Source organism: Secundilactobacillus angelensis, from assembly GCF_012641075.1.
Classification (GTDB): domain Bacteria; phylum Bacillota; class Bacilli; order Lactobacillales; family Lactobacillaceae; genus Secundilactobacillus; species Secundilactobacillus angelensis.
Genome location: NZ_JAAXLJ010000002.1, coordinates 111367 through 132818 on the forward strand (window position 1 = coordinate 111367; position 21452 = coordinate 132818).

Annotated in this window: 18 protein-coding genes; 6 read left to right on the plus strand and 12 right to left on the minus strand. The window is 45.6% G+C overall.

Translation table 11 applies throughout. The features are described 5' to 3' along the window. Window positions 1-206 precede the first annotated feature (206 nt). Both HC026_RS01395 and HC026_RS01400 read left to right on the plus strand, forming a co-directional pair. Complete coding sequence (locus HC026_RS01395; RefSeq protein ID WP_408640965.1) at window positions 207-1220, plus strand: FecCD family ABC transporter permease; 1014 nt, start codon at window positions 207-209, stop codon at window positions 1218-1220. Then, on the plus strand, window positions 1217-1990 hold the full coding sequence (locus tag HC026_RS01400) for an ABC transporter ATP-binding protein (protein ID WP_168924194.1): 774 nt from the start codon (window positions 1217-1219) through the stop codon (window positions 1988-1990). Before HC026_RS01395 ends, HC026_RS01400 begins: the two co-directional genes overlap by 4 nt. Window positions 1991-2163: 173 nt before the next feature. Here the strand turns inward: HC026_RS01400 and sufB are convergent, their stop codons facing one another. From sufB to sufC, 5 genes are read right to left on the minus strand one after another with little or no spacing between them, the layout of a single operon-like run. Continuing rightward, complete coding sequence (gene sufB, locus HC026_RS01405) at window positions 2164-3588, minus strand: Fe-S cluster assembly protein SufB (RefSeq protein WP_168924195.1); 1425 nt, start codon at window positions 3586-3588, stop codon at window positions 2164-2166. 3 nt (window positions 3589-3591) lie between these two features. Further along, window positions 3592-4065, minus strand: coding sequence for a Fe-S cluster assembly sulfur transfer protein SufU (gene sufU / locus HC026_RS01410; protein WP_168924196.1), 474 nt, complete (start codon window positions 4063-4065; stop codon window positions 3592-3594). Then, window positions 4043-5290, minus strand: a complete 1248-nt coding sequence (locus HC026_RS01415) for a cysteine desulfurase (protein WP_168924197.1) — start codon at window positions 5288-5290, stop codon at window positions 4043-4045. The genes sufU and HC026_RS01415 overlap by 23 nt, the downstream gene beginning before the upstream one ends. Beyond that, window positions 5271-6572, minus strand: a complete 1302-nt coding sequence (gene sufD, locus HC026_RS01420) for a Fe-S cluster assembly protein SufD (RefSeq protein ID WP_168924291.1) — start codon at window positions 6570-6572, stop codon at window positions 5271-5273. Before sufD ends, HC026_RS01415 begins: the two co-directional genes overlap by 20 nt. 15 nt (window positions 6573-6587) lie before the next feature. Then, window positions 6588-7382 carry a Fe-S cluster assembly ATPase SufC gene (sufC, locus tag HC026_RS01425; protein WP_168924198.1) on the minus strand — a complete coding sequence of 265 codons (795 nt, stop codon included), beginning with the start codon at window positions 7380-7382 and terminating at the stop codon, window positions 6588-6590. A gap of 258 nt (window positions 7383-7640) precedes the next feature. On the opposite strand from sufC, the gene HC026_RS01430 reads away from it, so the two are divergent. The 4 genes from HC026_RS01430 to HC026_RS01445 all read left to right on the plus strand — a co-directional run bounded on the left by HC026_RS01430 (window position 7641) and on the right by HC026_RS01445 (window position 11165). Continuing rightward, the gene (locus HC026_RS01430; protein WP_168924199.1) at window positions 7641-7847 is read left to right on the plus strand and encodes a FeoA family protein; all 207 of its coding nucleotides are present in this window, start codon (window positions 7641-7643) and stop codon (window positions 7845-7847) included. Continuing rightward, a complete protein-coding gene (feoB, locus tag HC026_RS01435; RefSeq protein ID WP_168924200.1) occupies window positions 7844-9838 on the plus strand; it encodes a ferrous iron transport protein B in 1995 nt (664 codons plus the stop codon). The genes HC026_RS01430 and feoB overlap by 4 nt, the downstream gene beginning before the upstream one ends. Before the next feature lie 16 nt (window positions 9839-9854). After that, window positions 9855-10019, plus strand: coding sequence for a FeoB-associated Cys-rich membrane protein (locus HC026_RS01440; RefSeq protein WP_168924201.1), 165 nt, complete (start codon window positions 9855-9857; stop codon window positions 10017-10019). A gap of 81 nt (window positions 10020-10100) precedes the next feature. Further along, a complete protein-coding gene (locus tag HC026_RS01445; RefSeq protein WP_168924202.1) occupies window positions 10101-11165 on the plus strand; it encodes an ABC transporter substrate-binding protein in 1065 nt (354 codons plus the stop codon). 55 nt (window positions 11166-11220) lie between these two features. Here HC026_RS01445 and HC026_RS01450 read toward each other — a convergent pair whose 3' ends face one another. The 7 genes from HC026_RS01450 to HC026_RS01480 form a co-directional block, all read right to left on the minus strand. Next, the gene (locus HC026_RS01450; RefSeq protein WP_408640961.1) at window positions 11221-11652 is read right to left on the minus strand and encodes a hypothetical protein; all 432 of its coding nucleotides are present in this window, start codon (window positions 11650-11652) and stop codon (window positions 11221-11223) included. A 13-nt stretch (window positions 11653-11665) separates the two neighbouring features. After that, window positions 11666-12631 carry a hypothetical protein gene (locus HC026_RS01455; protein WP_168924203.1) on the minus strand — a complete coding sequence of 322 codons (966 nt, stop codon included), beginning with the start codon at window positions 12629-12631 and terminating at the stop codon, window positions 11666-11668. Window positions 12632-12824: 193 nt separating this feature from the next. Then, window positions 12825-14579, minus strand: coding sequence for a pyruvate oxidase (gene spxB / locus HC026_RS01460; RefSeq protein WP_168924204.1), 1755 nt, complete (start codon window positions 14577-14579; stop codon window positions 12825-12827). A gap of 355 nt (window positions 14580-14934) precedes the next feature. Beyond that, the gene (narI, locus tag HC026_RS01465) at window positions 14935-15624 is read right to left on the minus strand and encodes a respiratory nitrate reductase subunit gamma (protein WP_168924205.1); all 690 of its coding nucleotides are present in this window, start codon (window positions 15622-15624) and stop codon (window positions 14935-14937) included. Then, window positions 15621-16193, minus strand: coding sequence for a nitrate reductase molybdenum cofactor assembly chaperone (gene narJ, locus HC026_RS01470; RefSeq protein ID WP_168924206.1), 573 nt, complete (start codon window positions 16191-16193; stop codon window positions 15621-15623). The genes narI and narJ overlap by 4 nt, the downstream gene beginning before the upstream one ends. After that, window positions 16186-17745 carry a nitrate reductase subunit beta gene (narH, locus tag HC026_RS01475; RefSeq protein WP_168924207.1) on the minus strand — a complete coding sequence of 520 codons (1560 nt, stop codon included), beginning with the start codon at window positions 17743-17745 and terminating at the stop codon, window positions 16186-16188. Before narH ends, narJ begins: the two co-directional genes overlap by 8 nt. Further along, the gene (locus HC026_RS01480; RefSeq protein ID WP_168924208.1) at window positions 17735-21409 is read right to left on the minus strand and encodes a nitrate reductase subunit alpha; all 3675 of its coding nucleotides are present in this window, start codon (window positions 21407-21409) and stop codon (window positions 17735-17737) included. Before HC026_RS01480 ends, narH begins: the two co-directional genes overlap by 11 nt. Window positions 21410-21452 lie beyond the last annotated feature (43 nt).

Sequence of the window (21452 nt, forward strand, 5' to 3'; positions counted from 1 at the left end):
ATTTCAAAAGAATATTCCTAATTGAATTAGTCAAATCCCTAATTAATTCCAAAATTCACAAAATGGTATACTAATATTAGTAAGAAAGGCGGAGAATACCGCCATTTACGTGGGTTTCCATTCTGGAATGGCCGTACAGTAGCATCTGGTTATATCCTAAAGTAATCAGTCGTCTTGATTGAATCTAGCGAAGGGAGTTGAACACTATTTCGAGATCAAAGCATCAGTATCAAATTATCTTTCTGGCATCCATTAGTCTCATTTTACTGGCACTTATTTCGCTTTGTTTTGGTAACTACCAAATTTCAATCAACCATTTGTATAATGCAATCATTGGTCAGATCAGTCAACGGACGCTAGTGAGCCCAATCGAATCAAACATCATTTTTAGTTTGCGACTGCCCCGTATGCTGGCTGCTATTGGTATTGGCGCAGCATTGGCAATTTCGGGAACGGCATATCAAAGTATTTTTCAAAATCCGCTAGTTTCGCCAGACCTACTCGGTGTCTCGAACGGTGCTGCCGTTGGCGCTGCACTAGCAATTTTACTCAATTTACATAGTTTTGGTACTCAGGTGCTCGCACTGATTTTTGGGCTAATTGCAGTCATGTTAAGTGTCACGATTCCCCGAATGATGGGCCGTTCAACCAATCTGACATTGGTCTTGGCTGGTGTGGTCGTGAGTGGCTTGATGCAGGCCATCCTCGGATTGATGAAGTACTTAGCTGACCCTGATTCACAACTGCAAAGTATCGTTTACTGGCAGTTAGGCAGCTTGGCTAAAGTCACCGTGGGTAATCTGGTATCGGTACTGCCAATGTTGCTCGTAGGAATGGTAATTCTATTAGTCATGCGCTGGCGACTAACGGTGCTTGGGCTGGGTGATGCTGTCGCTCAGACTATGGGGATTAACGTTGCTCGAGAACGGCGCTTAGTTGTTTTATGTGCAACTTTATTAACCGCTGCCTCCGTCTGTCTCAGTGGCCCGATTGGGTGGATTGGACTAGTGGTACCGCACATGGCACGCATGGTCATTGGACCTAACACGCGGTACTCTCTACCACTCTCAGGACTAATTGGTGCCATCTTTTTGTTGTTAGTCGACACCTTAGCCAGAACCCTCTCAGCGGGTGAAATTCCACTCAGCATTTTAACAGTCTTCATCGGCACACCAATCTTCATTTATATTTTGGCAACTAAGAAGGTGACTTTACGATGAATTTACTGAAAATTAATCAGCTAAGTTTCCACTATCCTGATCAACCAAATCTTTTTAACCATCTTAGCTGTAGTCTACAAGAAGGCGAGATTCTAACAATTCTTGGCCCTAATGGAATCGGTAAGTCAACTTTACTAAAATGCCTGATGGGCTTATTGAAGCCTACTGCTGGCAGTGTCACCGTTAATGATCAACCACTATCTAAGCTGTCACCTCGACAGTTAGCACAATGGATTGCCTACGTTCCACAACACGTGCCCGACCCTGGTAGTCTCACGGTTAGTGATTATTTAGTCACTGGTCGTACACCCTATCTGGAATTTACACAAACACCAGGTGATAGCGATTATGAGTTAGTCCAGGATGCGCTTGCCAAACTTAGTTTAACCGCGCTGAAGGATCAGGAAGTTAACACCTTAAGCGGCGGGCAATTTCAGATGGTCACTATTGCTAAAGCCTTAGTTCAAAGTCCAAAACTGATCATTTTAGACGAACCAACCGCCGCTCTTGACTTTGGTCGACAAAAACAAGTCATTGAACTGATTCAGTCGCTGGCAAAGCACCACTTTGCCGTGCTGCACACCACACACAATCCCAATCACGCGTTCATGTTGGGTCACCAAGTTGGTTTATTTTCACCGGATGGCCACTTTGAATCAGGTGAAGCTGATCAACTGTTGACAGAAGAGCGGCTGAAACAGACGTATGGGACCGATTTAAAGCTGATCTATGAAGCTGAGTTGGGACGTTATGTTTGCGAACTGGTTTGAAAGAGCTCCCACCAGAAACCCAGGGTCGGGACTGTTCACTTTTATATTGCCTAATCGGGCTACAGAAGGCAGTGACCTGCATACAACAAGCTCCCACCAGAAACCCAAGTTCAGGGTTTCCAGTGGGAGCTTATTGTATTACGGTCGCTTAGCGCCTTCCTTGCGCACCTTGCTTATCCAATTGACCCCTCCATCTCAAAACTAATCAACCGGTTCAACTCAACCGCATATTCCATTGGTAACTGCTTCGTAAATGGTTCCACGAAGCCCATAATAATCATTTCCGTCGCCTTTGATTCCGAGATTCCTCGCGACATCAGATAATACAACTGCTCCTCTGAAATCTTGGAAACTTTGGCTTCATGTTCCATGGCGACGTTGCCATTATAAATCTCGTTGTACGGAATTGTATTTGACGATGACTGATCATCCATGATGATCGTGTCACATTCAACGTGGGCCTTTGAACCATCCGATTTCTTCGTAAACCGAACCGTCCCACGATAATCGGTAGCGCCACCCGTCTTTGCAATTGACTTTGAAACAATTGAACTCGACGTATTAGGTGCGTTATGAATCATCCGAGCACCCGAATCTTGATGAATACCGTTCGAGGCAACAGCGATGGATAACATCGTCCCACGGGCATTTTCACCATCCAAATAAACACTAGGATACTTCATGGTAACCTTGGAGCCTAAGTTGCCATCAACCCACTCCATCGTGGCATTTTCTTGTGCAGCAGCCCGCTTGGTTTCCAAACTATACACGTTATTAGACCAGTTTTGAATGGTGGTGTAACGGCAATAAGCATCCTTTTCAACGTTAACTTCCACTACCGCCGCGTGCAGGCTGTCTGATGAATAGTTTGGTGCCGTACAGCCTTCCACGTAGTCGACCCGGGCACCCTCATCCACAATAATCAAAGTCCGTTCGAACTGACCGGAGTTTTCGGCGTTCAACCGGAAATATGACTGAATTGGGGTCTTTGTTTGAACACCCTTTGGCACGTAAATAAATGACCCGCCGGACCAAACAGCGCCGTTTAAAGCGGCAAATTTATTATCCGTTGGCTTAACCAACTTACCAAACCACTTCTTGAAGAGTTCGGGATATTCACGTAGCGCAGTATCCGTATCGGTGAAAATAATCCCCAACTTTTCGAAGTCGTTGCGCATGTTGTGGTAGACCACTTCGGATTCATACTGGGCTGATGACCCAGCCAGATAACTTCGTTCCGCTTCCGGAACACCCAACCGGTCAAAAGTTTTTTTCAAGTCTTCTGGGACGTCATTCCAATCCCGGTATTTTTTATCGGTCATTTTTTGGTAATACAACATATTCTTTAAATCAAGGTCACTCAAATCTGGACCATAATCCGGCATGGGTAACTTTTTATAAGCTTCATAAGACTTCAGCCGATAATCCAGCATCCACTTTGGTTCCTTTTTTTCTGCTGAAATTTGACGAACCGTTTCTTCTGTCAGACCCCGACCAGTTGAATAGGCTGGTTGGATATCATCATGAAAACCATATTCATAATCTCGATCGTCAGCAACAATGTCTGGGACGCCTTGTGCGCCAGTTCCTTCTGCCATTTGCTACTCCTCCTTTTCGGAATCAATATCGCCATCTGGTTGTTTCAGTAATGCTCGTTGCAACGCCCACCAAGCCAATGTCGCACATTTAATTCGGGCTGGAAACGTCATGATATTGCTTAAAATCGCTGCGTCTTGCAGTTCATCCAAGTCCTTTTGCGGGTGCTTTTTACCCATGACCATATCTGAAAAGGTCTTTGCCATGTGTAAGGCTTCATCCTTGGACTTGCCCATGACGGCATCCGTCATCATGCTGGCACTTGATTGGCTGATCGTGCAGCCGTCACCAGTGAAACCAATATCACTGATATGATCTTGATTATCCAGTTCAATATCCAGATTAATGACGTCACCGCAAGTTGGGTTTTTCAAGGTAATTTTGTGAGTGGCATCCGGTAACGCATGCTTATGATGAGGATGATCCGAATGATCCAAAATCACTTCTCGGTATAAACTATTTAGCTTCTCTAGACCCATGATTGAAGAACTCCTTTGTTTCCTGAAGTGCCGTCAGCAGACGATCAGCATCTGCTTGGGTGTTATACAGATAGAAACTCGCACGAGCTGTGGCAGTCAAGCCCAGGTACTCCATAAGCGGTTGCGCACAATGATGACCAGCTCGAACGGCTACACCCTCCATATCCAAAGCTGTTGCCACGTCATGTGGGTGTAGCTCTTCCAGGTTAAATGCAATTACACCCGTATGCTTGGCAGGATCTTGCGGTCCGTAAACTGTCAGACCATCCATCGCCTCTAACTTAGGTAACAGATAGTTCACAATTGCTTGCTCATGAGCTTGAACCGCTGTCATACCAATCTGAGTTAAGTAATCAGCAGCGGCGCCTAAGCCAACTGCACCAGCAATGTTTTGCGTCCCAGCTTCAAACTTGTAAGGTAATTCGGCCCAGGTACTTTCCTGCTGGTGAACAAAGCCAATCATTTCACCACCGAATTGATACGGTGGCATGGCTTCTAGCAACTCGCGTTTACCATATAAAATGCCAATTCCAGTTGGACCCATCATTTTATGCCCGGAAAAAGCGTAGAAATCGACGTCTAAATCTTGCACGTCAACTGGCATGTGAGGGACGGCCTGCGCACCATCACCAACAAAAATAGCACCGTGTTGATGAGCTAATTTTGCCAACTGCTTGATGGGATTAACCGTCCCCATCACATTAGAAGCATGCGCTACAGCAACGATTTTCGTCTTATCAGTAATTAGCTGGGTGGCTTCGTCTAAGTCCAATTCACCGTCATCAGTCAGGTGAATGTACTTCAGTGTTGCGCCTTTTCGAATGGCCAACTGCTGCCAGGGAATTAAATTACTGTGGTGTTCCATGATTGAAATCACGATTTCATCACCAGCAGATACATTGGCTTCACCATAAGTGCTGGCAACTAAGTTCAAGCCATCCGTACAACCCTTAGTAAAAATGACTTCCTCGGGCTCAGCGGCATTGATGAACTTCTGCATCTTCCGTCGAGCAGCTTCGTAATCAGCGGTTGCCCGTTCAGCCAGTGTGTGCACACCACGATGCACGTTAGCGTTATCGGTTTGATAGAAATGGGTTAGCGCTTCAATTACTTGATTTGGGCGCTGTGCAGTGGCGGCGTTATCTAAATACACCAGATGCTCGTCGTTCACTTTTTGATCTAAAATTGGAAAATCACGCATCAATTTAGTTAAAGTGCTGTCCATCTTCAAGCTTCCTTTCAATCACATCAATCATTTCCTGTCGAACTTCCGGAAGCGGAATTTCTTCAAGCACTGGTCCTAGGAAGCCACGAATCACTAACCGTTGGGCTAATTCTTTATCAATCCCACGACTCATCAGGTAATACAACTGATTTTGATCAACTTGGCCAACACTGGCTGCATGACCTGCAATCACGTCGTTTTCATCAATCAACAAGATTGGATTAGCATCACCATGCGCTTGATCTGACATCATCAAGACCCGATTTTCTTGTTCGGCGTTAGCACCAGAAGCACCATGGATAATATCGCCAATCCCATTGAAAATCAGTTCCGATTTTTCGAGTAACACCCCACGTTGAGAAATATTAGCGGTGGTATGTTTACCACGGTTGACCACCCGGTTGTTTATACCGTTGCTTTGCTTCCCGGTAGTCACCGCAATCACCTTTGATTCTGAGTGGGCGCCTTCACCGACTAGTTCGCTGGTGATATCACCTAACGTATTTTGAGCGTTAACGATTCCAACTGCCCAATCAAAACGGGCGTTGCGACTGAGGTTAGCCCGGCGATGAAGGACTGAATAAGTATGTTCACCCAATTCATCAACACTGGAGAAATGAACGTGACTATTAGCACGACTCAAAACTTCAACCATGCAATGAGCAGCATTTTCGACGACGCCTTTAGTATTCAAATGTTGAATGAAGGAAAACTGACTGCCCTCTTCGGCAATAATCAAAACGTGTGAGACCATCGCCTGTTTAACGGTACTATCCTGAATCAAATAAGCCTCAATTGGTTGTTTAATGACCACATTTTTAGGCACGTACAAGAACACGCCCGAATTAAGGAACGCTTGTTGATAGGCGGTTAATTTATTTTCGTTGTACTTTGTCACTTTGTCCATAAAATACTTTTCGGTTAAACGTGGATGTTCCCGAAAGGCACTAAAAATATCGGTTAAGATAACCCCTTGATCTGCGAGTTCATCTGGTAAATTTACAGCAACGGTAGTTTGACCCACTTGAACAAACCGGATGCGGCCATCAGCATCAGGCAAGTCATCCGCAAGACTTTTATCGCTGCGTCTAAAATTCAACTCCAAATTATCCATCAACGGCCAGCGGTGAAAATCATAGCGCTGCATCTCTGGTAACTGGAGATCCTGCATCGCGTCGATTGCTGCGAGGCGGCGTTCCACGAACCAGTGTGGCTCGCCGTGCTCGTTGGCAGCAGTCTCCACTGCAGTTTTTATTGCTTCATAATCCTGAACGGCACTAATCAAAACGACCCCTCCTTAACGATTATCATCAACTAAGCTAACATCCAGCCCTAATTCGTCACGTAAGCCAGCATAGCCTTCGTTTTCCAACTTCTTTGCAAGGTCTGCGTCCCCGCTTTTAACGATTCGGCCATCCATCATAACGTGAACAACGTCTGGCACGATGTAGTTCAACAGTCGTTGATAGTGAGTGATGATCAATGAGCCAAAGTTGTCGCCACGCATTGAGTTGACACCCTTTGAAACCACTTGTAAAGCATCGATATCCAAGCCAGAATCAATTTCATCCAGCAAGGCAAAAGACGGCTTGATCATGAGTAGTTGCAAAATTTCGTTACGCTTTTTCTCACCACCGGAGAAACCTTCATTTAGATAACGCTCAGTCATTTCTTCGCTCATATCCAGAAGTGCTAAATTCTTATCAAGCTCCTTTAAGAAATCCATGACTGAAATTTGATCATCTTCTGGGCGACGTGCATTGATTGCCGCACGCAGGAATTCAGCGTTGGTGACTCCTTGAATTTCAGCGGGATACTGCATGGCTAAAAATAGGCCCTTACGTGCACGTTCGTCGACGGGCATGTCCAAAATACTTTCACCATTGAGCAAAATATCACCCTGAGTAACGTGATAGGCACTATTGCCCATAATCGTCTGTGACAGTGTTGATTTACCGGTCCCATTTGGTCCCATGATGGCGTGAATCTCGCCCGTATTCATGGTGAGGTTTACACCCTTTAAGATTTCTCGGGTCTGTTCTTTTTCTTCTTTGATCTCAACGTGCAGATCCTTCACTTCAAGTGTCGCCATATAAATCATCCTCCATTGATTAGTTATCGCTGGAATATCGTCTTGACTGAATTCACCAATTATTCCGACGCGAATATTGTTCATTACATCTCTAGATTATAGTTGTTTTCTCATGCTATTCAAAGTAGGCATTTCCCTTATACCTAAAAATTTCATATTATGTGATACTATATGGTAAAAGATATTCTTTGTCGACCATGAATAATTAACTGATATTCGAATATTATTGGGGAAACTTGAAAGGTAGGTTGAGCCATCATGAATCACTTTATGATTAAGCAGTTTAACGGTCTCGATACTGCCACTTTGCAGCGACTGCACAGTTTGGGCTTGCAAGTGGGCAGCGATGTACAGGCTGTGCGCTTTTATCCATTTCATGGACCAGTCATCATTCAAGTAGATCACCAAAGAATTGGTATTCGATATCAGGTATTCAAACTGCTGACGGGAGGCGATCCATCGTGACAACCGTTGCCCTACTTGGTAATCCGAATACTGGTAAAACCACTCTTTTCAATGAGTTGACCGATAAATACGCCTACGTTGGTAACTGGACTGGTGTGACCGTTGAAAAAAAGGTCGGTCAAATTCGTCATTCTCATACTGAAGTGATTGATTTACCAGGGGTTTATTCCCTAAATCCGATTACTAAAGATGAATCGGTGGTGACCAATTATTTGTTGGGAAACTCGCCGGATTTAATTTTAAACGTAACAAATGCCAGTCAACTAAAGCGCAATTTATTATTGTCTGTGGAAGTCCTAGAATTAGGCGTTCCAGTCATTATCACCCTGAATATGATTGATGATTTAAAGCGTAGCGGTCATTACTACAACTTGGACACGCTATCAAGCAAATTAGGCTGCCCCGTTCGCACCACTAATGCCCGAAATAAAGAGGGCTTGACTGAACTCAGAGCGGATTTAGTTTGCGAGCAAAGTGAAATAAAACCCAATTCACCGTTAAAACTCAATTATCCGATGATGGTGAATCAGGCCATTCGTCAGGCAGCCGATTCATTAACAAAAGATTATAAAATTGACGCTAAGTTTGCTCACTGGATTGCAATTCAATACATTAATCATAATAAAGTGGTCCGAAAATACGCGACAATCCATCAACTCAAACCACTATTATCTCAGAAAGCCTATTACGATGCCCAAAAGTTTGAAGACCAAATCTTTGAAACTCGGCTCTCTTTCATTGAAAATACTTTAACGACTGCAACGGAACAGCTGCAATCAACGAAACACGTTGCGCTGACTTCCAAAATCGATAAAGTGGTCACTCATCCGATCCTTGGTCTTCCCATCTTTGTGGGGATCTTTTACTTGATGTTCAAGCTTTCCTTCGACTGGATCGGGACACCATTATCAGGCTACCTTGATGGCTTTTTATCGGGTCCCGTTTCCACCTGGGCCAACCAGTTTTTAACACAAGTTGGGGCACTGCCCATGCTTCGCTCATTGATCGTCAATGGCCTGATTGCTGGTGTTGGTGGCGTTCTAGTTTTTATCCCTCAAATTTTTGTCTTGTTTGCATGTATCACCATTTTGGAAGATTCCGGCTACATGTCTCGAGCGGCCTTAGTCACCGACCGGATCATGGAGATGATCGGTCTGAATGGGAAGGCTTTTATCCCGTTGATCATCGGTTTTGGTTGCAACGTCACTGGTATTATGGCGGCTCGAACGATTGAACAGCCTAAAGAACGCTTGATTACCACCCTCATTTCACCCTTCATGAGCTGTTCGGCTCGGTTACCGATTTACAGTTTGTTTGTGGCTGCACTGTTTCCTCGTCATCAGGCGCTAATCGTGCTATCACTTTATTTTCTGGGCATTGTGGTCGCTTTACTAATGGCCAAGGTCTATCACATTATTTTCCAAGCTGAAGAGCACTCAGTCTTTATTGTCGAATTACCGCAGTACCACATTCCTCGTCTAGACATTGTTTGGCATGGTACTTGGGATAAGGGTAAGGGCTTTATCAAAAAAGCCGGCACAATTATTTTTGCGGGTACCGTTCTGATTTGGTTGCTCTCTAACTTCGGTGTCAGCGGCTACGTTACACAAATTGACCAGAGTTTTGCCGCTAATTTGGGTCAAATCTTATTACCGATTTTTAAGCCGATGGGTATTTCAACTTGGCAACCAATTAGTGCGCTGTTGACTGGGGTTTTAGCTAAAGAAGTGATCAGTTCCAGCATGATGGTTCTATTCCACACGAGTAATCAAGGTGCCTTAATTGCCATGATTGGCGGCAGCTTTACCACCCTTTCTGCATATGCTTTGCTGGTCTTTATCTTGCTATATATCCCATGTTTCGCTACAATTGGGACAATTAAATCCGAGACCGGCTCAGCTAAATGGGCGGCATATTCCGTCGTGTCAGGCTTAGTCATTAGTTATACGTTAGCTTTCTTGATTTTTCAGATTGGTTCACTGTTAATGTGAAAAGAGGTCATGAGCAATGGGATTACTCATTAATATTTTTGTTTTAGCCCTGATATTCGGTTTTGCAGGCTACCAAATTTACCGTGCTGTAAAGCGTTCTAAACAAGGTAAGTGTGCGGCCTGTGATTACGATTGCGAAGCAAAGAAAATGTTAAATCAATCAAAGAAACACCCAGTTTAAACTGAAAAGAGCCCTGAACCTTCGCCATAGCGTTCAAGGCCCTCTTTGATTAGCATTAACGCTTTAGAAGGAGAACTTTTTATGAAACGTGGAAATTACGTCATAACTGCCTTAATTGGCTTGCTGTCAGTCACCCTAATTGCCTCAGGCTGCAGCAATTCCCACCAGTCTGCAAGATCCACAGCCAAACCGGCAACCAGGACAGTCACGGACATGAGTGGTACCAAGGTTACGATTCCAAAGAAGGTCAATCGAGTCGCTGATCTTTGGCACGCCAACAACCAAACCGTCATGCTTTTAGGTGGTCAAAATAAACTAGTGGCAACTACGCAAATGATTAAAAAACAGCCGTGGTTCAACACCATCTATCCCAGTATTAAACAGGTTAAAGCGCCCTTTTCTGGTGATACCATGCAGGTTGAGTCCTTGTTGAAAGTCAAGCCGGACGTGGTTATCTCCGCAGATCCTGGTCAAATCAAGCAAGCACGCAACGCTAAAGTTCCCGTGGTTAATGCGATGTATCAAAACTTTGACGGTTTACGCCGATCAGTCAACTTAACGGCAAATGTTCTGGGTGGCAATGCTCCCGCCGTAGCCAAGACTTATCAAAAGGAACTTAGCGCCAACTTAGACCAAGTTAAAACCCAGCTCAACGGCGTATCGTCACGACCAAGCGTGCTGCATATCGTTAACGACACTAATTTAAACGTTGTTGACGGTAGACAAACCATTGTTGATGAATGGATCAAAGCCGCCGGTGGACAAAACGCTCTTTCTCAGAAGGGAAATATGATTTCCGTCACGACTGAAAAACTAGCTAAGTCAAATCCAGATATCATCATCGTCGGCAATACTACTTCAAAGGAAGCGTTGAAAGCACTACAAAAAGATCCCGTATTAAGCAAACTTTCCGCCGTTAAAAAAGGCCGGGTATACGGCAATCCACAGGGCACTTTTCCGTGGGACCGGTACAGTGCAGAAGAAGCGCTGCAAGTACTCTGGGCAGCTCAAAAATTACACCCGGCACAATTTAAGCATCTCAACATGACCAAAAAGACACAGGCATTTTATCAAAAATACTATCACTATCAATTAACAGCTAAACAAGCCAATTTAATTTTGACAGGATCAACGGCAACTCAGTAAAAAAGAGCGGCAACTATCAAGTGTTTCAGAGATAGTTACCGCTCTTATTTTACTTTCAAACTTGTTTCCACAAATTTTCATCAAAGTGTCCAAGTCCATTGGCTGCTAGTGTTTTGAAATAAGCCAATAATTCAATCGCCCCACTCTTACTAATTGAAGCAATGGCGTTCAGTCCCGTTCCGGTCGGTACCACGTTACTCATGTGGGTGATTTCATTCCCATTAACAATCTCAACTTGTGCACAAGTGATCGTCCATCTATCCAACACGTTGGGTGCAAATATCAAAAAAATATTATAATCATCCGATAAATAGCCTGGCATCGCCCAAGCGACGTCATCGAATGGCTCTGGATTGAGGTTTCCCTGCATGGCAAACGCGTCAATATTGTCTTGGGTAGGAACTTTATCCAGCACAAACAACGTGTTCTCAAATGCTGACGTCCCCATCTTAGCTTCTGGACCACTAAGCGGTTCTTGATTCATCATGTTTGTTCACCTCCTATGCAAAGTTTTCCCGGTAATATCGATACTTATTTTTGATCTCTTCAAGTGGTCGATCCATCACGTGTTCTCGACCCTGGTCATCTAGTTTGAAATGTTCTGCTATTTTGGCAGCAAATCGAATCTTTAGTCCAGGATGCTGCGTCACCAGTGGACGCAGATCCGTTGACATAATTTCAAATGACGGCACAATATCGGACACCAAAATTTTGGTGAAATCTTGAAAGTTATCAGCCAACACTTCTGAGTAAATATGGTCGGCATACTTGAGCTCAATCGCCTCTAATTTATCAAAGTAATCCGACTGTGAAAGCCCCTTTTGATTCTTCACAATGTGTTGTTCATCATATTCATGGGTCAGATACGCATCCCAATCCCGGTAAGCGTATGTAGTCATGCGAACTACCAGCTGGCGCCCTTCCTTCGTAACATTAGCCGGTACCATCCCACCTGCAGGATCAATTAAGTACGGCTTAACGAGCTGTTCGGTAACATAATGATAATAAGTTCCAGGAATCAACTCCTGATCCTGATCGGCACGATAGAGTTCACCTTCACCAGCTAACTCTGGCAACCCAATTAAACTTAACCGAGTCTGGTTGATGGCATAGATCATATCCTCCAACTCTTCATCAATCTCGTCAGTTCGACTGATCACTTGCAGAATTTGAGTAAAAAGGCGAACTAATTCGTTACGTTCACCCTTTTGATTATCATGAATGCCAAGCTGACGGGCATACTTACGTGTTTCACGTTCTAATTGTTCTTCAAGGCTGGTCGTCATCCGCTCCACCTTAACTGGCAGAACTGGTTGATCAAACGCCTCGCGGGCTACAGTTCGCACAGCCTCCCGTAATTTTGGCCGCATTTCTATAAAATCAGGAAACTCGAATACGTTTTGAAAATCATAGTGCCCGCTAGCATCTAACCGGGCTGCATTCACGTTAAAATTAAATTTGCCCAATGGTGGCCCCTCCATTCTTGCACTTTATTTCAGTGTAAGTTTTCCCGTATAAAAAAGCTATTAGGGAAAGGGCGCAGTTCGGAAATCCTTCCCCCAAAAAAATAAAGGGCACATCAACAATAAGAAGCATTGCTGATGTGCCCTTTATTTGTATACCACAAAATAGGATTAAATTTAACCCTGTAACAACAAACTACTGGACATGATACTGTTTCAGATAAGCACTTAAGGGTGCCAGTTTTTCTGCATAATACCGTTTCTTGAAGGCGTCAATCGTAGCTTCATCGAACTTATCCGGGTCAAGCGCCAACTTTTCAACTGGAATTGGCCGTTCATTTGTCATTCGGATGTCGATTAAGACGGGCTTACCAGACTGAGAAATCTTTAGTGCTTGGTCAAAAGCATTCGGTACTTCGCTAATTTTAGTGACGGTCATACCAGTTAACCCCTGGGCTTCCGCAACTTGAGCAAAATCAGTCTTTGGCAGATCGATACCGAACCATTCCTGCCCATCATCTTCCTGTTCATCTTCAATATAGCCTAATGCTAGATTGGTAAAGACCACGTTGATCACCGGCAAGCCATAGGTCACTTCTGTTGCCAGGTCTTGCATCACCATGGCAGCAGCCCCGTCACCCACTAAATTAAACACCTGCCGTTGCGGGTAATCCAACTGAGCAGCAATAGCACCAGGTAAGCCAACACCCATGGTTGCAAACAAACCCGATGTAATCCAAGGCTGCTTACCATTGACTTTTAATAATCGAACCGCGTTTTGAGTAACGTCCCCAACGTCAATTGAGAAGATCGCATCGTCTGTTGCAATCCGGTTAATTTCCTTAAAGGCCGGTTCAAACCGAAGATCACCGCTAGTACGATTCATCATATCATCATTGTATTGATGCCAGTTGGCAACGTTTGCGACGTTGGCAGCATACCAAGGAGACACCGGTGCATCTTTCCCTAAGTCCAATAAGCGCTGCAGGGTCTGTTTTGCATCTGCCAAAATGGCGACGTCAGTATGGTGTCGCTTGCCCAAAATTTGAGGATTAGTATCCACCTGGACGAATTTAATATTTGGTTTAAACATTGCCTCAGCAAACGGGTAATTGGACCCAACGAAGAGAATTAAATCGGTTTCTTGCAGTGCTTCGTTAGCCGGTTTAGAAGCAACCCGAGCCGCAGACCCGAGTAACGCTTCGAAATCATACGGAATGATTTCCTTTCCTAACGCCGTTGTGATAATGGGCACTTGGAATTTTTGGGCGAAAGCCATCACTTCAGAGGCGGCATTGATTGTTCCCTGGCCAACGTAGATCAGCGGTTTTTTAGCTTGCTTCAATAGTGCCAATACTTGTTTGACCTGATCATCAGCCGGTGGTGCCAATTGTGGCCGGGCAAAGTTTGCCGCTGAACTATAATACCCATCGGCCGGAATTGGCTTATTCGCTAAATCATTAGGGATCGTCACAAAGGCTGGTCCATGTTGGGCAAACGCCCGCCGAATAGCTTCGTCAATCACGTGAGGTAAACTTTCTGCAGTGGTTACCGTGCGGGCATAGACCCCAGGATCGTTAAACCACGGATCTTCATCAAATTCCTGAAAGAAGTCCTGGTTCATGAGTCCCTGCGGATTTTGACCAATCAGGAATAACACGGGCACCTTATCTGCCATGGCATCATAAGCCCCCTGGTATAAATGGGTTGCACCTGGCCCGGCTGAACCAAAGGCCACCCCAATATGCCCGGTTAACTTTGTGTCAGCCACCGCCGCCAAAGCCCCCACTTCTTCGTGGCGAACGTGGATGTACTTGATTCGTTCCTGCTCTTTGTCTAACGCATACATCAAATTATTGATCGTACCACCAGGAATCCCGTAAATATGATCAACGTGCCAACTTTCCAATGTCTTAAGGGCTGCAACACCCGAATTAATTGTCTCTGCCATTGCTCTTTCCTCCTCCAAAGCAAACTGTAATTGCATCACTTATTGCTTACCAATTAAGCGCCATTATCATAAAAGATTTGTGATTTAATAGCAATTAACTTGACTTGGTAAAGTAGTTTTGACGAAATTTATCCAAAACACAATGATTAGATAACGAATACTTCACGTTAAAGCCTTTCATGGCAACAAATAAAGCGTGTAAGTTGCGCCATAAGTCAATATTGGTAAGTATTTCGACCGTATCACACAAACTAGCACCATCCCGACAAAGGCCATCGGAATGGTGCTAGTTTGTGTAATATTTTAGAATCTACCAAGTTGCGTCACAGCTGCACGCTTTAAGCGATTCAATATTTTAATACCTCGGTTTTCTCCGATAAACAATGTAACGACGGAAAATGTACTGCCATGGTAAGGTTAACGCGTGAATCAACCGGGTATACGGGAAGAACCCGAAGATGGCAAAACCACAGATAACGTGAACTTTATAGATCCACGGTACATCAGCCATCAGATGCCACTGTGGTTGCAAGTAAAACAGTGACCGGGCCCAGACAGATAAGGTTGACCGGTAATCGAAATCTGGTAAAAACGGACTGGACAAGGTGGACGCCAACCCTAAAATAATGGTGATCAAAAGCGCCACGTTAACAATCAGATCACTCCAGGAACTGGTGAGAAACACCCGAGCGTTGGTAAATCGACGATAGGTCAGAATGGTCATTCCGGCTAGCGCCAGTAACCCGGCACCAGTCCCCATCATCAGAGAACCAAACAAGTGATACATTTCATCCGAAATCCCGAAAAAAGCGGTCCAGGTTTTGGGAATCAAGATCCCTAGGATATGCCCAAAGAAGGCTAAAATAATCCCCACGTGGAAGAGCAGACTTCCCACCATCAGCTTACGTTTTTCCAGCATTTCACTGGAAACAGCAGTGATTCCCGCTCTAAACCAGCCAAACCGAATGATTGTCCCGAACACGAACGACAACAGCATCACGTATGGGTAAATCACCCACAACAGGATCGAGCCAAAATTACTCATTTGGAGGTCACCTCCATCTCAACACAACTGCGTAATTCTTCACGAATCACTTGAATCATCCGGAAGTACGGATCTTCAATATCGCCAGCCGCGTTTTTCAATAATTCATAGGTGCCGTCTTCAATCACTTGAAAAGCCAACTTCAGATCCTGGCGGCGCTCATCGCCGTCAAAGCTGCCAAAGGCTAAGAATTCTAGCAGCATCGGCAGAAAATCAGCCAGCTCGTTACCGTCGATGGTCACACCAAACATTTCATAGAGCATCTTGAGCTTTGCCAAAATCGTGCCCCGCTCCCGGGAATCAGTCATCTTGTAATAGCTCATGTATAAGGTGTAACGCTTGTTCATTTCAAATAAATTCGAATAGTGAGCCTGTTGCTGCAGCAAATCTTCTCGCCGCATTTCGTCCACGGCTGCCAACAGTTTTTGCTTCTGCGCGGTTTCCGGATAGTTCTTGACGAAGTCCACATAGGCTTCATCGCTGAAGGTGTCTGCATCTGGATAATCGATGAACCGGGAAAGATCCACGAAGGCATCGGAAAGCGCATGTAATTGTTTAAAATTAATCACGCCAAATCCCCCCATAGAAACTTTCTGCGTAAATCTGGTTAGTCGATTCGCCAGCTTCCGCCTTCTTGAACATCGAACCGTGTTGAGGTGCTAATGAGCAGCCTTCGCATTCGTCGTAGCCCAAACCACCCTGTTCACTTTGAACGTCTTCGAACTGCTCCTTGTGACTCTTTGGAATCACGAAGCGGTCTTCGTACTTGGCAATGGCCAGTAAACGATAAAGACTGGTAGCAGTGTTTTCAGTCAACCCAACTCGTTCAAGCTTAGAAGTATCGAATTCTTTGCCGCTAGTTTGCGCGCGCATGTATAATCTCATCATCGCTAATTTGTATAAGGCATACTTGATAGCATCGACATTACCGCCAGTCAGCAGACTAGCCAAGTAATCAACAGGTACCCGCATTTCATCAATTCCTGGGAAAATCATGTCAGGATTTTTGATGGAATCACGGCCTTCAAAGTAGCTCATGATTGGTGACAGCGGTGGAATGTACCAAACCATTGGCATCGTCCGGTATTCAGGGTGCAGTGGGAAAGCAATCTTCTCCTCTACGGCCATCCGGTAAATTGGTGATTTCTGAGCGGCATCGATCATTTCTTCGGTGATGCCATCCGCTAACGCCTGTTCAACCACTTCTGGATCGTTCGGATCAAGGAAGAGACCTAATTGGGCTTCATAGAGTTTGCTTTCATCCTCGGTTTCGGCTGCTGCTTCAACCTTGTCAGCATCGTATAGCATAGCGCCAATGTAACGAATTCGGCCAACACAGGTTTCGGAGCAGACAGTTGGTTCGCCTTCTTCAATCCGTGGATAACAGAACGTGCATTTTTCGGCTTTGTTAGTCTTCCAGTTAAAGTAAACCTTCTTGTAAGGGCAGCCGGTCATGCAAAAACGCCAGCCACGACAGCGTTCTTGATCAACCAGCACAATACCGTCTTCATCACGTTTATACATGGCACCTGATGGACATGATGCCACACACGGTGCATTCAAACAGTGCTCACAAAGACGGGGTAAATACATCATGAAAGCTGACTCAAAGTTGGCCTTAATATCCGTTTCAATTTTGTCCATGTTAGGATCTTTTTTGAAATATTCAGGCGAACCAGCCAAATCATCATCCCAGTTAGGCCCCGTTTTCAGGTCCATATTCAGGCCGGTGATCTGTGACTTGGCGCGGGCAACTGGCTGATGTTTGCGTTCCTTACCAAACAGGGTTTGATAATCATAAGTCCAAGGTTCGTAGTAATCATCCAACTCCGGCATATCAGGATTCCAGAAAATCTTACCGAGGCCGACCTTGTTGATCTTGTTACCGGCTTTTAGCTGCAATTTTCCTTTGCTGTTGAGCTCCCAGCCGCCTTTGTAGTGACCTTCGTCTTCCCAGCGTTTAGGAAAACCAACACCAGGCTTGGTTTCAACGTTGTTAAACCACATATATTCAGCTCCTGGACGATTGGTCCAAGTATTTTTACAGGTTACGGAACAGGTGTGGCACCCGATACATTTATCCAGGTTTAACACCATTCCGATTTGGGCTTTAATCTTCATTCCAGTTCACCTTCTTTAACTTGCGAACGTTCACGTACAGATCCCGTTGATTCCCAATTGGACCGTAATAGTTGAACCCGTAACTCAGTTGTGCGTAACCACCAACCATTTGAGTTGGCTTGATGTGAATCTGAGTTGGTGCGTTGTGTGACCCACCACGATTACCCGTAATGTTTGAGAGCGGTTCTTGAATTTCCATATCCTGCGCGTGATACATGTACATCGAACCTTCCGGCATCCGGTGAGAAACAACGGCACGGCAGGTCACAACCCCGTTCCGGTTGTAGATTTCCAGCCAGTCATTATCTTTGATGCCGATCTTGTCCGCGTCTACCGGGCTCAGCCAAACGTTTGGCCCACCACGGAACAGTGTCAGCATTTCCAGATTATCGTAGTACATCGTATGGATATTCCACTTCCCATGGGGCGTCATGTACCGCAACGTCAGTTCTTGATCGTCTTCAGCTGGGGCGATCTTGGTATCAGCTGGCCCCATGACTTGCGGTGGCAAGGTTGGCTTGTAGCTGGCCAGTGATTCGCCGTATTCTTGGAAAATCTCGTGATCCAAGAAGAACTGCTGGCGGCCAGTTAGGGTTCTAAATGGTACCAAACGCTCGATATTCACCGTAAATGGTGAGTAGCGATCGCCGTCATGTTTTGATGACGTGAAGATTGGCGTTGGGATAGCTTCGGCAGGTTGAACGGTGATGCTCTTGAAGGTCATCTGCTTTTCAGCTTGCCCCGCCGGAATATCACTGAGCTTTTGGCCGGTAACTTCTTCAGCATTCTGCCATGCCTTCACGGCTACGTGACCGTTGGACGTACTTGAGAGGTGCAAGATAGCTTCGCAAACCTTCTTGTCCTCATCCAATCGTGGGCAACCTTCGTTCAAGCCGCGATCAAAGGTGCCGTTCATATCTTTGAGTTCGTCATACTCGGGCGAAACATCGTATGAGTAACCTAAACCACCCACTTTACCTCGAGCGTTAGGCCCTAAAGCGACGTACTTGTCGTAAACGGCGGTGTAGTCCCGTTTGATTAACGCTAATGACGGCATGGTCTTACCTGGGATCGGTTCAACCTCACCCTTCTTCCAGTCCTTGATGACGCCCATTGGCTGGGTGATTTCACCCTTAGAATCGTGGCCTAGAGGCTGGGTCTTCAAGTCATATTGTGGTTCGGCGTAATACTTCTTGGCCATGTTGGAGAAGGTCTTAGCCAAAGTCTTGAACTGCTGCCAATCACTCTTTGATTCCCACATTGGACTGATCGCCGCGTTAAATGGGTGAATGAATGGGTGCATATCAGTTGATGATAAGTCTTCTTTTTCATACCAAGTTGCTGCTGGCAAAATCACATCGGAGTACATCGGTGTTGCCACCATCCGGAAATCCATGTCGATAACAAGATCTAATTTACCGGTAATCGTATCGTCGTTCCAAACCATTTCTTCCGGCTTATTGCGTTCATTAGTCTTCGCCAGTAAGCCGTTTTCGGTGCCCAGTAAGTGCTTCATAAAGTATTCTTGGCCCTTCCCTGATGAGGTGAAGAGGTTTGACCGCCAGATGAATAAACTCTTTGGTGAGTTCTGCTTAGCGTCAGGATTTTCAGCGGCAAAATGCAATGTTCCCGCTTTCAGTTCTGCAACGACTTTCTTAGCAATTTCAGTCACATCAGTAGTGCCGTACTGTTCGCTAAAGGACAGGTTGCTGCGGTCGAATTGCGGATATGATGGCAGCCAGCCCAGCCGAATGGCCAGCTCGTTGTAATCAGCCGTGTGATCGTAGCTGTGAGACGACTTGGCAACCGGTGACTTCAAAGCTTTGTTATCCAGTTCGTCGTACTTCCATTGATCCGAAGCAAAGTAGAAGAAGGAGGTTCCGTTCTGTTGACGGGCACCACCCTTTTGCCAGTCATTAGCAAAGGCAATCGTTGCCCAGCCCTCTTGCGGCCGCAGCTTTTCTTGACCAACATAGTGGGCCCAGCCGCCACCTTGAACCCCTTCGCAGCCGCACAGCATCAAGTTGTTGATGATAGAACGGTAGGTCATATCGGAGTTGAACCAGTGGTTGATCCCGGCACCCATGATAACCATGGTTTTACCGCCGGATTCCAAGGCGTTTTGGGCAAATTCACGGGCGATTTGAACCACTTGGCTTTGCTTAACGCCGGTGACTTTTTCCTGCCAGGCCGGAGTGTAGAAGCTATCGGCATCGTCGTAACCCTTGGCAGCCAGTTCGTCATTGTCATCCCGTTTGATCCCATACTGACTCATCATGAGATCAAAGACGGTGGTGACGAGATGTTCGCTGCCATCCGCGAAGGTCAACTTCTTGGCGTTGATGTGGCGTTTCAGTACGCCGTTCCCCTGGTTATTAAAGGTTGGAAAATCAACGGTGACCTGCTGTTCGGCATCGATGGATAATTGTGGATCAATATCGTGACCATCAGCGTCCTTCAGCGTTAAGTTCCACTGTTTGCCAGCTTCCCAGCGCTGACCCATGGTCCCGTTTGGCACCACGATCTTTTGCTGGTTGGCATCGAAGACGACTGGTTTCCACTCAGCGTTTTCAATCGTCTCGGCAGTTAAATCTGAGATCCGCACGAAACGGTCTGACGTGTAATCGTCACTGTTAGCAGCACTGGGCTGTAACGTGATCAAGAATGGTAAATCAGTGTACTGTTTGACATAATTGCGGAATTCCGGCACGTTCTTTTCCTGATAGTACTCATTTAAAATGACGTGAGTCATCCCTTGCGCTAAAGCGGCATCGGTACCAGGATTTGGTGCGAGCCAGTTATCAGCAAACTTGACGTTTTCAGCGTAATCTGGGCTAACTGCCACGATCTTAGCACCGTGGTAGCGGGCTTCGGTCATGAAATGAGCATCAGGCGTCCGGGTCAATGGCACGTTTGAGCCCCACATCATGATGTACTGGCTGTTGTACCAGTCGGCTGATTCTGGAACGTCGGTTTGCTCACCCCAAATTTGCGGTGAAGCAGGCGGTAAGTCAGCATACCAGTCGTAGAAACTGAGCATTTCGCCACCCAGCAATGAAATGAACCTCGCGCCAGACGCATAGCTCATCATGGACATGGCTGGAATTGGTGTAAAACCAGCAATCCGGTCGGGACCATATGTTTTAATGGTATACAGCAGTTGTGCTGAAACCAGCTCTAAGGCTTCTGGTCGGTGGACCCGAACCATGCCGCCATGACCACGAGCGGATTTATAGGCCGCACTCTTTTCTGGATCTTCAACAATACTGCCCCAAGCATCGATGGGATTGTCATGCTGCTGTTTAGCTTCGACCCATAACCGCCATAATTTACCGCGAACATACGGATACTTAATACGAACTGGGCTATATTCATACCACGAAAAACTAGCCCCTCTAGGACACCCACGAGGTTCATAACCGGGCATGTTGGCACCACACTCAGGATAGTCAGTTGCCTGATGTTCCCAAGTAATGACGCCTTGCTTCACGTACACATTCCAGCTACAAGAACCCGTACAATTTACACCGTGAGTTGTCCGAACAACTTTGTCATGAGCCCAACGTTGACGGTATAACTTCTCCCAGCGACGGTTGTGTTCTTCTAACTGGGTGAAGGTCCCGTTAAATTTCTCAACGCGGTTAAAAAAGCGGGATTTTTTCACTTTTTACTACCTCCTTGTGTTCGAATTCAATGGTGCATTACTT

Coding starts and splice junctions, on each gene's coding strand:
- HC026_RS01400 (WP_168924194.1), top strand. CDS start 1,217: ATGAATTTACTGAAAATTAATCAGCTAAGTTTCCACTATCCTGATCAA.
- sufB (WP_168924195.1), bottom strand. CDS start 3,588: ATGGCAGAAGGAACTGGCGCACAAGGCGTCCCAGACATTGTTGCTGAC.
- sufU (WP_168924196.1), bottom strand. CDS start 4,065: ATGGGTCTAGAGAAGCTAAATAGTTTATACCGAGAAGTGATTTTGGAT.
- HC026_RS01415 (WP_168924197.1), bottom strand. CDS start 5,290: ATGGACAGCACTTTAACTAAATTGATGCGTGATTTTCCAATTTTAGAT.
- sufC (WP_168924198.1), bottom strand. CDS start 7,382: ATGGCGACACTTGAAGTGAAGGATCTGCACGTTGAGATCAAAGAAGAA.
- HC026_RS01430 (WP_168924199.1), top strand. CDS start 7,641: ATGAATCACTTTATGATTAAGCAGTTTAACGGTCTCGATACTGCCACT.
- HC026_RS01440 (WP_168924201.1), top strand. CDS start 9,855: ATGGGATTACTCATTAATATTTTTGTTTTAGCCCTGATATTCGGTTTT.
- HC026_RS01445 (WP_168924202.1), top strand. CDS start 10,101: ATGAAACGTGGAAATTACGTCATAACTGCCTTAATTGGCTTGCTGTCA.
- HC026_RS01450 (WP_408640961.1), bottom strand. CDS start 11,652: ATGATGAATCAAGAACCGCTTAGTGGTCCAGAAGCTAAGATGGGGACG.
- spxB (WP_168924204.1), bottom strand. CDS start 14,579: ATGGCAGAGACAATTAATTCGGGTGTTGCAGCCCTTAAGACATTGGAA.
- narI (WP_168924205.1), bottom strand. CDS start 15,624: ATGAGTAATTTTGGCTCGATCCTGTTGTGGGTGATTTACCCATACGTG.
- narH (WP_168924207.1), bottom strand. CDS start 17,745: ATGAAGATTAAAGCCCAAATCGGAATGGTGTTAAACCTGGATAAATGT.